This is a genomic window from Neorhizobium petrolearium (genome assembly GCF_029854435.1).
GTDB classification, from domain to species: Bacteria; Pseudomonadota; Alphaproteobacteria; order Rhizobiales; family Rhizobiaceae; genus Neorhizobium; species Neorhizobium petrolearium.
The window spans coordinates 4,320,562-4,333,751 of the sequence record NZ_CP123000.1; the positions used below are offsets into that span (position 1 = coordinate 4,320,562).

Sequence of the window (13,190 nt, forward strand, 5' to 3'; positions counted from 1 at the left end):
GCACGGGCTCAACCCCATATTCGGCACCGCGGGGACGACCCTGTGCCTTCAATCCCTCCTATTAGAGTTCAACGCCGGCAGGAGAGAATGAAGCGCCGGTAAAGCAGCGTTCTCAATCGGTTTCTCAGATTGGCGGTCTTGCGCTGTGCCGCGGCGATCGGCCGGTGGGAGGAAATCTCTATGTCCTCAAAGCCCGCCGCTTCGACCAACGGCTTAAGCCTCTCCACGGTAAGGCCCTCACCAAACGGCAGCCAGGCCATGATGTTCTGGTGCCGGTCACTCATGGCGCCATCATAGTGCGGATCGATTCCGCTCAGCCGGTCGATGAGACGGATGGCGTAAGACGCGAATTTCCCAACCGGCGTCGGCCTTGCCCAATCGCCGTCGAAGATCAGGAGTTTCCCTCCCGGCTTCAGGACCCGACACCAATCGGCAAGGGCCTGTTCAGGTTCAGTCAGCGTCCAGACGAGATGACGGCAGACGACGGCGTCATAGCTTGCGTCCGGCTCCATCGTCTGCTCCGCATCGGCAAGGATGAACCGTACCCGTTTCCGCCCCGCATGCTTGCGCCGCGCGACATTCAGCATTGCTTCGGAAAAATCGAGCGCCGTGACCTCGTGCCCCAGGGAGAGGAGCACATTGGTCACCTCGCCGGTGCCACAGGCAAGTTCGAGCACCTTGAGCGGTTCGTTGCCGAGGCTCCGACGGACTGCGGCGGCCCAGGCCTCAAGTTCCGGCCCAGGCGGTATGCGATGACCAAAGGCGAGATCGAAGGTTTCCGACCGCTTGGACCAATATTCGCGGATATCCTCCTTGAGGTGGTGGTTGCGTCCGTCCATGCTCACGATCCCCTATGTGCAATCGACTTCAGCCGTACATCTTTCCCGAACGATGATGCCGTATGGGGCGAACCCATGGCTATGTATGTAGCGGATGAAGCAACTGCCATCGCTGCCCTGATCGATCTCCGCCTCCACGCCGAAGACCTCCCGAATGCATTCGACCGTCAGCACATCGCTCGGTGCGCCGAGCGCCACCAGTTGCCCGCCCTGCATGACGGCAAGGCGGTCGCAGAACATGGCCGCATGATTGAGATCGTGCAGAGCCGCCGCCACAGTCAAACCTTGCCGACGCACCAGATCGAGCAGGCCGATCTGGTGGCCGATGTCGAGATGGTTGGTGGGCTCGTCGAGAAGTAGGATTCGCGGATGTTGTGCGAGCGCGCGGCCGATATGCAGGCGCTGGCGTTCGCCGCCGGAAAGCGTGTGCCACAACCGGCTGGACAGGTGGAGCATATCGACGTTTTGAAGCGCCGCCTCTACGATCGTGTCGTCCTCCGGCGACCAGGGCGACAGCGGCTCTAGATAGGGCGTGCGTCCAAGTTCGACCGCCTGCCGGGCGGTAATCCGCTCGCCGGTCTCCGCCTGCTGCTCCACTAGTGCCAACCGGCGGGCAACCTCGCGCCGCCCGAGCGTGCCGATCGGCACGCCGTCCAGCAGGACTTCGCCCGACTTCGGCTTGCGGATGCCGGCAAGCAACGCCATCAGGCTCGTCTTTCCCGAACCGTTCGGGCCGATGATGCCGAGAAATTCGCCTGACCGCACGTCAAGCGAGACATCGCGCAGGATTTCGGCGCCTCCGGCTGCCCATGAAACATTCCTGGCCGAAAGCATCATGCGCGGCCTCTCCTCTGTCCGAGAATCAAGGCGAAGGCCGGCGCTCCGATGAGCGCGGTGATCACGCCGATTGGCAGAACCTGGCCCGGAATCAAAATGCGCGACAGGATATCCGCCACAATCATGAAGGCGGCGCCGATCAGCGCTGCCGCCGGCAGGAGCACGCCATGGCGGATGCCGACCAGCATGCGCGCCGCATGCGGGATGACCAGCCCGACGAAGCCGATCGACCCTACGATGGAGACCATGACCGCCGTCATCATCGCGGATATGCCGACCAGCGTGAGATAGGTCCGGCGAACCGAAATGCCGAGCGAAGCGGCCGATTCTGCGCCGAAGGTGAAGGCATCAAGCGACCGGGCATGCCAGAGGCAGACCGCAAGGCCGAATAGAGCCGCAGGAATGGCGAGCCAGGCATCCGGCCAACGGACGCCGGAAAGATTGCCGAGCAGCCAAAACATGATGCCGCGCGCCTGCTCGGCGGTCGCCGCCTTGGTGACGATAAAGGAGGTGAGCGCGTTGAAGAGCTGCGAGCCCGCGACGCCGGCAAGGATGATGGCGGCCGTTCCCCTGCCCGCCTTGGCGGCCAAAAGGCTGACAAGCGCGAAGGCGACGAGGGCACCAATGAAGGCTCCCATCGGCAGCGTCAGGAGGCCCGCACCAACTCCCAGGATCGCCACGCCGACAGCACCGGTGGAAGCCCCGGCCGATATGCCAAGGATATAGGGATCGGCCAGCGGATTGCGCAGCAGCGATTGCAGCACGACGCCGGATAAAGCGAGTGAGGCGCCGCAGCAGGCTGCGACTACGGCGCGGCTTAACCGATAGCTCCAGACAATGCCTTCGTCGATCGGTTCCAGCGGATAACCCGCATCCCATAGCCGGTTAGCGACCGTCTTGGCGACCACCTCGAGCGGGATCGCTGTCTCACCGATCGCCGCACCCAGCCAAAGCGCGGCGACAAGGACGACGAGCGCAAGGAAAACCGCGCCCATTCGTCCGATTGAGGATATCGCCCGGCCCACTTGGAGGGTCACTTCGCAAGGCCGGCAGCGGCGATGGCATCGGCCAACGCCTCGATGCCTTCGATGGTGCGGATCGTCGGGTTCATCGCCTGTGCATCCATGTCGAAGACATGACCGTTCTTCACGGCCGGCATCAGGCTTGCGACGGGATCCGTCTCAAGGAACTTGTGCTTGGCTTCGATACTGTCCAGCGGATAACGCCGCCGCTCCATGGCGCCCGCCACGATCATGGTCGGATTGGCCTTGGCGATGGTTTCCCAGCCGATCGTCGGCCACTCGTCATCGGTCTTTATGATGTTCTCGATGCCGAGAGCCGACATGATATAGCCGGGCGCGCCATTCTTGCCTGCCATATAGGGATCAGAATCCTGCTGGGCGCTGGAGAACCAGAAGACGGCGGAAAGCTTGCCTTCCGCCGGGGCGACCTTGGCGCGGGCAGCCTCCTCGCGCCGCTTCAGGTCGGCCACGACCTCCTCGCCCTTGTCCTGGACGTTGTAGATCTTCGCGAGATCGCGGACTTCTCGATAGACGAGTTCCATGGTGAAGACCTGATGGCGGATGCCGTCGCTGGCGGCGGAATTTTCCTTGCCGATGCAATCGGATGGCGACGTATAGACCGGAATGCCAAGTTCCTCGAACTGCTCGGGCTTGGCGACCACGCCCTCGGGCCCGACCTGCCACTGGAACTGAACGGCAACGATGTCCGGCTTCTTGCCGAGCACGCTTTCGAAGCTAGGCTCGTTGTCTGCAAGCCGTTCGATCTTCGTATTCACATCCTCATAGCCTTTGAGGACCGGTCCGACCCAAAGCGCCGTACCGACCACCTTGTTCGCCAGCCCCAGGAGATAAAGGATTTCGGTGCTGCTCTGACCGATCGAGACCGTACGCGACGGTGCCTTCTCGAAGGTGACCTGCCGGCCGCAATTTTCGAGCGTGAGAGGATAGCTGGTTTCCGCCGCAGCGGCGCTGTGGAACAGGCCGGAGGCGATCAAGGAGAAGGCGCCGAGGCCAACATGCAACGGCCGTTTCAGAAAGATATGCATCGTGTTTCCCCGAAATGTGACGTGAACGCCGGCGGCAAGCCCGCGTGCCGGACGGTGGTGAGGCTCAGAATGCCCGTGAGGCAGCCCGATCAACGGAATAATCGTCGAGATTTGGGGGATACGAAGTGCCAGGGCGCCAAAAGGCGCGGATGATAGTCATGTCCTGCTCCTGTTCCGGGCATCCCCGCCCGTGACGATGGATCGATATTCGACGGCAGGTCTCCTGGCTTGCGGATATCTGTCGTCCATCTGCCTTCCCGCGCCGGACTGCGCAGTGGCATGGCACCTTTCGGCGCCACGAGGATGGACGGCAATCCGCTTACAGTTGCGGGGGCAGCCACGGTCTTGGATCCCCTTCGGGTCTCCGCACCGTGTTCCCATTTCATCCCTTCGCATTGAACTCGGGGAACCGTCACTCGCCAGATAAAGACCACTCGAGATCGCAGTCAAGTGGCGAATGATTGTGAGCGAGCCATTGGCTTCTCCCGATGTCGGCATTTATGTAATGTAATATCATTACATATGCAAAGGATGCTCACCTGTCCAGCGGCTTTCAATCTCAGCCGTCTTTTTTTGTTTCAGAGCCGGAGCGCAGCAAAATGCCGATGAAATATCAGGAGGGAAGGCTACTTTGGCTTGGTCGCGCAAATCGCATACCGATCCTGCACCATGCGCTCGAGCCCGCGCAGGAAGGGCATCTTGCGGGCTTGCGCCCAGTGGATGTCGAACAGCTTGCGATCGACGACAATGTCCTCGAAACCGGCTTGACGCAGCAAATCCACAATCGCTTCCGCCGGCATTCGTTCGGAGAAGTAGACCCGTGATCGGATGCTTTGATGCCGTGCCATCATCTCTGGCGCCATGTGGCTCACAAGCTGCTTGCCTGTCATTTTCGCCCAGAACTTCTGAAGGCTCTTGACCCAGGTTTCCTTGCCCATGTTTCCGTCGACGATCAGGACCTTCCCCCCTGGCTTCAGGACGGAGAGCCATTCGCGGAAAGCCGCCGGCGGATCGACCAGCGTCCAGACCAGGTGGCGGTTGGTGATGGCGTCGTAGCTCTCCTTCGGCTCCATCGTGTTTTCCGCGTCGCCCGAGACGAAACGGATATCCGCGCCTCGCGTCTTCGCCTTGGCGCGCGCCTGCGCCAGCATCGCATCCGACCAGTCGAGGCCCGTCACCCTGAAGCCAACGTTGTTCATCAGGTGCGAGATGACCGCCGTGCCGCAGGCGAGATCGAGTGCCGCCCGGCCTTCTCCTTCGCCCAGATGCTTCCTGATCAACCGTAGCCATCCTCTCCGCTCCTCTTCGGAGAAGATTTCATGGCCGACGCTCTCGTCGAACGTTGCAGCCCTTTCCGACCAGAAATCACGAATTTCATCGCGGATAGAGTAATTGGTGTTCATCAGGTTCATCACAGCCACCCCTGCACATCAGCACTTTGGAAAAGCTCTAAAACATAAAACTTGATTCCAAAAGTCATAATTCTTATGCCTGTTGACATTATCAGTCATCGGGGGAGTTTCCAGATGAATTTCATGAAGTTGTCTGCAGCAACTGCGGTTGTGCTTGGAGGCCTTCTGGCCTCGCCTGCAATGGCACAATCCTTCACGGTGAAGGACGTGGCTGGCCGCGAAGTAGCCTTCGACAAGCCGGTCGAGCGCGTCATCCTGGGTGAAGGCCGCATGCTCTACGCCGTGGCGCCGATCGAAAAGGAGGATCCCTTCGCAAAGGTCGTCGGCTGGCGTAACGACCTGTGGACGACCGACAAGGACGGCTTCAACACCTATGTCACGAAGTTCCCGAAGGGCAAGGAACTTCCCTTCCTCGGCAACCTGACGGATGGCACGCTACAGACCGAGACGGTCGTCAAGCTCAATCCCGATGTCGTGCTGCTCCCGATTGGCAGCAAGCAGGCCGCCGACGAAGTCAAACTCGAGGATATGCTGAACGGCATCGGCGTGAAGATCGTCTATATCGACTTCCGCGAACACATTCTCGACAACACGGAACCGAGTCTGAAGATTCTCGGCAAGATCCTTGGCCACGAGGACCGTGCCGAAGCCATCGCCGCCTACTGGAAGGAGCAGATGGCGCGCGTCACCGACAAGCTCAAGGCGGCCAATCCGCCGAAACCGAACGTCTTCATGTACCGCGCTGCCGGACTCGTGGAGTGCTGCGGCACGTTCGGCCCGGACAATTTCGGCCTGATGGTGGATTGGGCCGGCGGCCACAATCTCGGCTCCGATTTCCTGCCTGGCTATACGGGCTCCATCAATGCCGAACAGGTTGTTGCTTCCAATCCGGATATCGTTGTCGTCACGGGTTCCAATTGGAGCCAGACGAAAAATGCCAAGGACTATGTGAACGTTGGCCCGAGCGCCGCGTCCACCTTCAACGATAGCCGCAAGGCACTGAATGCGCTGATGGAAAATCCTGCTTTCACCGGTTCGAAAGCCGTCGCCAGTGGCAATGTTCATGCGATCTGGCATCAATTTTATACGAGCCCCTATCAGTTCGTCGCCGTGCAGCAGATGGCCAAGTGGTTCCACCCGGACCTTTTCGCCGATCTCGATCCGGACGCCACCTTCAAGGAATTCCACGAGAAGTTCCTGCCGGTCGCCTATCAGCCGGGTTATTGGATCAACGCGAAAGAGGATCGGTAAGCGCCGATGGCCGAGGTCGCAGCTCCGTCGATCGAAATCGAAGCCGGGCAGGAGCGCTATCGCGCCCTCGCCCGGCGCAAGCTGACAATTCTTGCGGTGATGACGGGCGCGCTTTGCCTGTCATTTGCCGTCGATCTCGCCTGGGGGCCGGCCCGCTACGACCTCGGTGAAGTCGTCGCTGCCCTTCTCGATCCGTCCTCCGTCTCGCCGCAGGTCCGGGCCGTCGTCTGGGATATCCGCATGCCGGTCGCCATCATGGCAATCGTGGTCGGCGCCGCTCTTTCCGTTGCAGGGGCTCAAATGCAGACGATCCTGGCCAACCCGCTTGCGAGCCCCTTCACGCTCGGCATTTCGGCCGCGGCGAGCTTCGGTGCCGCGCTTGCGATCGTCACCAGCGTCTCGCTCCTGCCGGTTGCGGCCGGTATGCTCGTGCCTGTCAACGCCTTCATCATGGCATTGATCGCCACGCTTTTCATCCATTTCATCTCGCAAGCCCGCGGCGTTTCGGTTCAGACGGTCGTCCTGCTCGGCATTGCTCTGGTTTTCACCTTCAACGCCCTGCTCGCCTTCCTGCAGTATCTCGCCACCGAGCAGGCTTTGTCGGCGGTCGTCTTCTGGACGATGGGAAGTCTCACCAAGGCGACCTGGCCGAAGATCTGGGTCACGCTTGCCGTCCTTCTGATCGCCCTGCCGCTGTTTGCGCGCAATGCCTGGGCTCTGAGCGCCATCCGTCTCGGCGAAGACAAAGCCGCCAGCTTCGGCGTGAACGTCCGCCGCATCCGGCTGGAGACCATGCTGATCATCTCGCTGCTGGCCGCTGTGCCGGTGAGTTTCGTCGGCACGATCGGCTTCGTGGGCCTCGTCGGACCGCATATCGCCCGTATGATCCTAGGCGAGGATCAGCGCTTCTTCCTGCCGGGCTCGATCCTCTCCGGCGCACTCCTGCTCTCGCTGACATCGATCGTGTCGAAATCGATCATTCCAGGCGTGGTTTTTCCGATCGGCATCATCACCGCGCTGGTTGGGGTACCTTTCTTCTTCTCGCTTATCCTCTCCAACAGGAGCCGCTCATGGTAGCGTTGCAGTTGCAATCGGTCGGCGCCTACCACGGTCGCAAGCTCTTCGTCGAAGGCGTGACGACACCGATGATGAAATCCGGTGAAATGATCGCGGTGATCGGTCCGAACGCAGCCGGCAAGTCAACGCTCTTTAAGCGGATCACCGGCATACTGAAGGGGCCCGGCAGTGTTGTGATCGACGGAGCCAGGAGAGGGAATGCCATCGGCTACATGCCTCAGGACACTTCCGCCAACGCCGTTCTGACCGTGTATGAGTCTATCCTGCTGGCCCGCAAGCAGGGCCAGTCCTGGGCCGTCAGTGACGGCGATCTGCGTTTCATCGACGAGATCATGAAGGCGCTGAATATCACTTCGATCGCCTTCCGAGACCTTGGCGCACTTTCCGGTGGCCAAAGGCAACTCGTCTCCATAGCCCAGGCGTTGATCCGGGAACCGGAAATCATGCTGATGGACGAACCGACCAGCGCGCTCGACCTTCATCGCCAGGTCGAGGTGCTCGACTTCATGCAGCGCCAGGCGCGCACCAAGGGCATGATCGTGCTGATTGCAATCCATGACCTCAATCAGGCGCTGCGCTTTGCCGACAAGGTGTTGGTCATCGCCAATGGCCGCATGCGCGCCTGCGGCAAGCCTCGCGACGTGGTCACCGCCGAAATGTTGCGCGAGGTCTACAAGATTCATGCGCGCATTGAAAAATGCTCACTGGATCATGATCACGTCATCGTGGATGGAACCGCACACTGACGACCGAAGGCTTGACTTAGCCCTCGCGGCTGCCGACGCCAATGGTAGGCGTCTGAGTTGCCTTGTCGTGACGAAGGCCGCACGATGATGAGCAGGCCGCAAAGATCATCATACTAATCGCGCTGGGATCAGGTCACTTGAAGAGACCGGTCGCTTGAGCCTGATCGACCTCGAGCATCAACTTATCTTTTGAGCAGTGAACCGCTCTGGACACGAGCAGCGGCATAAGATTCTTGCGTCCGATAACGATAATTGGTCGGGGAGAGATATCCGCCGTCGACTCGTCCATTGAAACGAAGCCCTATTTGTCATACATGTCTGATGAATCGAAATTTCAGGATTGCACATTGAGGTGGTGCTCCGAAAGGCCAATGCAAAGGGATCAAGGCGTGGCAGTACAAATGAAGGATCGCAGCAGGGGTCCCGGATCGCTGGTCTCACAAGTTGGAGAAAGCCTTCGGCAGGCTATCTTGAGCGGTCAATACTCTCCCGGCGACAAGCTTCCGAGCGAAATCGAACTGACCGAGACGCACGGCGTCAGCCGCACCGTGATCCGGGAAGCGGTCGCGGCACTTCGCTCCGATGGGCTTGTCGAAGTGCGCCAGGGAGCCGGGATATTTGTTCTCGGCACCGAGGCGTATCCATCGCTTTCCGGACGACGGGTCGACAAGGCGCGCGTATCCTCCGATCTGGAAGTCCTCGAAGTCCGCGCGCCGCTCGAGATCGAAGCGGCAGGCCTTGCGGCGCTGCGCCGGTCGCCGGCGCAGGAGGAGGCGATTTTTGAGTGTCATCGGAAAATTCTCAGATGCATCGAGAATGATGAATCGATCCGCGAAGCGGATCTCGCCCTCCACTTCGCCATTGCCGAGGCCACCAATAACCCGCTTTTCAAGCAGCATCTGGAGTTCCACGGTTCCGCGGTCATTCCCCAATCAAAGATTGTCAACGAGTCGCGGGCGGCCGAACAAACCGCTTATCGAAAAATGATCCACAAGGAGCATGAGGCAATCGTCGTGGCGATCTCCGATCGGGACGAGGAAGCCGCACGCAACGCCATGCGCGACCATTTGAGAGGCAGTCAGATCCGATATCGAGACCTGCTCAAGGACTTCCGAACATTTCCGGGCTAGGTCAGCCAGCACCTTACATGGGTGATCCTCGCCACCCATACCCGGCCCTAGTCAACGTCTCTTCCCCACACTTCGATCTGTGTCAACGCCGGAAAGAATGAAGGATCTTCGGCCTTGACGAGGCTGTGCAAGCGGATCCATTCGACAGTCCTGGGCCTTATCGAAAAGGATTGCCCTGCCCCTGACTTAGCCAATGGAAAGCAAGCGGTTTCGCCGTCCGAAAAGGTGATGCTTGCCTTTTTCCACCATGAGTCATGCGGGAAATCCGCTCGCAGATAGAAGACGACTTCGTCGATCCGAACCGGACGACCGAACCCCACCGTGAGTGCCGCTTCCGGATTTCTATTGATACCCCAGCTCGTGTAGGGCCAGAAACCGTGATTGTCGTTGGCCTTCTCGCCGTCGATCGCATTGCGCGCGGCAAACACCGCTTCGCCGCGCGTCTCCGCATTGGCTTTCACATGCGGGAACAGCGTCGTATTGGCATGATCATCCCATGGATTGAGAGCCAGGTTCCTCCGTGAGGCGATCTCGTCCGGCCGGGCCTTGCGCACATGGAGCCGGTGGATATCACCCTGAAATGCACGGGGGGAATAGCAGGCGCGCTTGTCGCCGAAAGGGACTTTGAGAGAATAGCAGGGACTCTTGAGGTAGGCTGCCGCAGAGCCGATCGTGTCGTCAAGCGCGAGAACGACATGTCCCGGTTCCGATGCCAATACAACGATCCGATCACCTTCCCGGTAGTCCTGGCGGTAAACGAGAAAGACCTCGTCCTTTCCTGTCGCACTTGCCAGGACGGTCCCATTGACGCCAAGCACCTTCAACGTCAACTCCATCCCGTCCTCCTCAGGCGATCCGTAGTGTTAGTTTTTTTCCGGCAAGAGGGATAAGCACCCGGTAGATCTTGGCGGGCCAGGATTTCCTCAGCCGTGCATCCTCTATCTCGATGGGCTCCACTTCCACTCTGCCGGCGCCTTGCAACTCGATCCGGCCGAGGGGCGGCACTTCAATCACTCCCGTCGCGACTGATGGCTCGAAGCAGGTCATGAGCGACAGAACGGCCGGCAAATCCCCTTCACAAATATCCGAAATTTCCACGTGGCGCCCTCGAAGGAGTGAGACAACGCGCCGGTAGCTATGGACCTGCGCCTCCGGCGGATAGGCGCCGGCGATATCGAGGGAAATGCGCGCTTCCGCCTCATCGAAACTGGTCTCCACATCCCGCGCAGCAAAGCCTTCGCCATCCGACTGCATGACGCCGCCGAAAGTCGGCAGGTTGTGATATGCCGACTGCATCGTCCATATCTCGTACCGTCTCGGAGAAAAGGTCTTGGCGGTGTAGGTTTCGACACCGACATCGATGAGGAATGGCCGCCCATCCCTATAGAGTGTCACACTTCCGACGTCGTTGTGGTTGTGGCTTTCGCCGTTATTGCCGCCCTTCACTGCGAGAGCGAAGTGTTCGTCGCGTGCAATGAACAACTCGATGCCGGGATAGAAGATATCGCGTGCCGGAATCTGATCAGGTTTGTCGGAGATCTTCGGTCCCGCCAGCAACTCCTGCACCCGGTACCAAAGATTCCATTCCTGCGGCAGGTGCGGGTTTTCCGCACGCACTCTGTCGGCTGCGGCAAACGATGCCAAAGCCTCTGATCCGACCGCCTTGCCGAAGAGATACTCGCGCACGCTGCAGGGCTCGACCACCGCAGAAGAATCCGCGAAATTGAAATAGTGACGGCCGGAAACATGCATGTTGAGAACATATTCGGCCATGTTGCGGATTTTCGGCTCGCTCCGGAGGGACGTGAAAACGCCCGGTGCTGCAGCATCCAGGATGGTCATCGCGCCATGCACGCAGAGCGCGGCATGCCGGTAATAGACAACGCCTTCCTCGCAAGCACCATCCTCGGCATAATCTTTCAGAAAAGCATCGAGGCTGCGGAGGGCCTTTTCGACGACTTTCCGGCGCAGTTGCTGCTCAGTGCGAAGGGAGAAAACGGACAGAAGGACATTCTGGGTTATCCAGGCCGTCCAGTTGTTCATCCGCTCGCTGCCGCGGCCCATCCACCAGAAATGCCTGGCCAAGTAAGGTTCAAAGATGCGAACCCCGATCTCCCGTTCGATACGGGCGACGATCTCGGGGCTCATCGCATCCAGTTCGTTCCGCATCAATGCCACGACAGTGGCAAGCAGCGCTGCGGTTTCGGCTGCAAAAAGATCGATCACGGGCCGGGCGGTATCGGGAAGAGCAGAACGCGGGCCACCCCTCTCATAGGAATTGTGTGCCGGCAACTGCCAGCCGCTTTCCTCGGCAATCAGGAAAATGCCGTCGACGATGGCCGGTAGGAAGCGTTTCCTCCCCTCGATCAACTCCCCGAGCACAAGGTTGTTCAACATGCGTCGCCGGCTGAAGTAAAGCTCCTCGAAACGGGACCGGTTGCCCGTTTCACCGTATTCCCGGTAGTCGGATGCCAGGATAAGCGACCATGGCCGCTTGAGCGTTTCTTCGGCATCCTGAAGAACCACGGCGCGAAGGGGAGCGGGCACAGCAGTCCAGGCAGCGCGGTCCGAGAAAGGAGCACCGGGGCAGAAATCGACCAAATTGCCTGGCAGCTTCCCCGTCATCTCACCGAACATGTTTCTCCTCCCAAAGCGCAGCCAGTTTCAGATCGCAACCCTCACCTATCATACGTATTCTGCCGTCGCCACAAAATTCATATGATTTATTCATAACTTGTTTGACCAATGTGGAAGATATGCTATGTGGTGCAGCAGCAGGAGGCAGGGAGGAGCGCAAGGATGCGCCCGTAGGCAAGAACGGAATTGCGTGCCTGGCGGCTTTCATGTCGCAGGCGGTCAGCCGGGAGGAGAGGATCGGTGTCCATTTCGAATACGGCCACGGCGATAGACCATGCACCGGCAGATCCCCGGCGCAAGGTGAAGGCCTTGTCAAAGCGCCGCCGCAAGATACAGAATGCGCTGGTCGCCTATACCTTCATCGCACCGAATTTCATCGGCTTCGCCGTCTTCACTCTCGGACCGATCGCCTTTGCGTTCGCGCTGGCCTTCATGCATTGGGATGGCTCCAACGCGATCACCTTCGCAGGGCTGGATAATTTCTGGCGGCTTTTCGAGGACAAGGCCTTCATCGCCGCTTTCTGGAACACCATCGTCTACACGGTCGTTTCCGTGCCGGCGACGCTTCTCTGCGCGCTCGGACTCGCAATCCTTTTGAACCAGAAGATCTTCGGCCGCGATTTCTTCCGAACCGCGATGTTCTTCCCATATGTCGCGTCGCTGGTCGCCGTGGCCGTCGTCTGGAACATGATCTTCAATCCCGAAATGGGACCGGTGAACATGATCCTCTACACGCTCGGCCTCGATCCAAAGGACATGCCGGGCTGGGCGGCCGACCGGCATTGGGCCATGGTCACGGTCGTCCTCTTCGGCATCTGGAAGAGCATGGGCTATTACATGGTCATCTATCTGGCCGGCCTGCAGGGCATCAATTCCGAACTCTACGAGGCGGCCGACCTCGACGGCGCCAATTCCTGGCAGAAATTCATTTATGTTACCGTGCCGCAGCTCGCGCCGACCACATTCTTCGTGACGGTCATGCTGACGATCCAATCCTTCAAGGTATTCGATCAGGTCTACATGATCACCCAAGGCGGTCCGGGCACATCCACGCTCGTCCTCGTTTACCACATCTACAACGAGGCCTTCATCTCCTGGGATCTAGGCTATTCCAGCATGATCGCGCTGGTTCTTTTCTTCCTCGTGCTCGCCGTCACGGTCATCCAGTTCCGCCGTCAGAGGGAGGACTGAGG

At 59.7% G+C, this 13,190-nt stretch carries 12 protein-coding genes and 1 riboswitch; of the genes, 5 read left to right on the top strand and 7 right to left on the bottom strand.

Annotation, left to right across the window (positions count from 1 at the left end; genetic code table 11):
- Positions 1-68 precede the first annotated feature (68 nt).
- The 5 genes from QEO92_RS21035 to QEO92_RS21055 form a co-directional block, all read right to left on the bottom strand.
- On the bottom strand, positions 69-839 hold the full coding sequence (locus QEO92_RS21035; protein ID WP_037156911.1) for a class I SAM-dependent methyltransferase: 771 nt from the start codon (positions 837-839) through the stop codon (positions 69-71).
- A gap of 12 nt (positions 840-851) precedes the next feature.
- Positions 852-1,676: an ABC transporter ATP-binding protein gene (locus tag QEO92_RS21040; protein WP_227704306.1), complete on the bottom strand. Its 825-nt coding sequence runs from the start codon at positions 1,674-1,676 to the stop codon at positions 852-854.
- Complete coding sequence (locus QEO92_RS21045; protein WP_227704307.1) at positions 1,673-2,671, bottom strand: FecCD family ABC transporter permease; 999 nt, start codon at positions 2,669-2,671, stop codon at positions 1,673-1,675. The genes QEO92_RS21040 and QEO92_RS21045 overlap by 4 nt, the downstream gene beginning before the upstream one ends.
- A gap of 38 nt (positions 2,672-2,709) precedes the next feature.
- Positions 2,710-3,744, bottom strand: a complete 1,035-nt coding sequence (locus tag QEO92_RS21050) for an ABC transporter substrate-binding protein (protein ID WP_227704308.1) — start codon at positions 3,742-3,744, stop codon at positions 2,710-2,712.
- Positions 3,745-3,940: 196 nt separating this feature from the next.
- Positions 3,941-4,173: riboswitch (cobalamin riboswitch) on the bottom strand.
- Between the two features lie 197 nt (positions 4,174-4,370).
- A complete protein-coding gene (locus tag QEO92_RS21055) occupies positions 4,371-5,156 on the bottom strand; it encodes a class I SAM-dependent methyltransferase (protein ID WP_037156905.1) in 786 nt (261 codons plus the stop codon).
- 114 nt (positions 5,157-5,270) lie between these two features.
- On the opposite strand from QEO92_RS21055, the gene QEO92_RS21060 reads away from it, so the two are divergent.
- The 4 genes from QEO92_RS21060 to QEO92_RS21075 all read left to right on the top strand — a co-directional run bounded on the left by QEO92_RS21060 (position 5,271) and on the right by QEO92_RS21075 (position 9,360).
- Complete coding sequence (locus QEO92_RS21060; RefSeq protein ID WP_227704309.1) at positions 5,271-6,407, top strand: ABC transporter substrate-binding protein; 1,137 nt, start codon at positions 5,271-5,273, stop codon at positions 6,405-6,407.
- A 6-nt stretch (positions 6,408-6,413) separates the two neighbouring features.
- Entirely contained in the window at positions 6,414-7,484 is a 1,071-nt protein-coding gene (locus QEO92_RS21065; protein ID WP_227704310.1) for a FecCD family ABC transporter permease, read from the top strand.
- Complete coding sequence (locus QEO92_RS21070) at positions 7,478-8,230, top strand: ABC transporter ATP-binding protein (protein WP_037156899.1); 753 nt, start codon at positions 7,478-7,480, stop codon at positions 8,228-8,230. Before QEO92_RS21065 ends, QEO92_RS21070 begins: the two co-directional genes overlap by 7 nt.
- 371 nt (positions 8,231-8,601) lie before the next feature.
- A complete protein-coding gene (locus QEO92_RS21075; RefSeq protein WP_037156896.1) occupies positions 8,602-9,360 on the top strand; it encodes a FadR/GntR family transcriptional regulator in 759 nt (252 codons plus the stop codon).
- A 47-nt stretch (positions 9,361-9,407) separates the two neighbouring features.
- Here the strand turns inward: QEO92_RS21075 and QEO92_RS21080 are convergent, their stop codons facing one another.
- Positions 9,408-10,196, bottom strand: coding sequence for a discoidin domain-containing protein (locus QEO92_RS21080; RefSeq protein WP_227704311.1), 789 nt, complete (start codon positions 10,194-10,196; stop codon positions 9,408-9,410).
- Between the two features lie 10 nt (positions 10,197-10,206).
- On the bottom strand, positions 10,207-11,997 hold the full coding sequence (locus tag QEO92_RS21085; protein ID WP_227704312.1) for a heparinase II/III domain-containing protein: 1,791 nt from the start codon (positions 11,995-11,997) through the stop codon (positions 10,207-10,209).
- Between the two features lie 240 nt (positions 11,998-12,237).
- On the opposite strand from QEO92_RS21085, the gene QEO92_RS21090 reads away from it, so the two are divergent.
- Complete coding sequence (locus tag QEO92_RS21090) at positions 12,238-13,188, top strand: carbohydrate ABC transporter permease (protein ID WP_227704313.1); 951 nt, start codon at positions 12,238-12,240, stop codon at positions 13,186-13,188.
- The last annotated feature ends 2 nt before the right edge of the window (positions 13,189-13,190 follow it).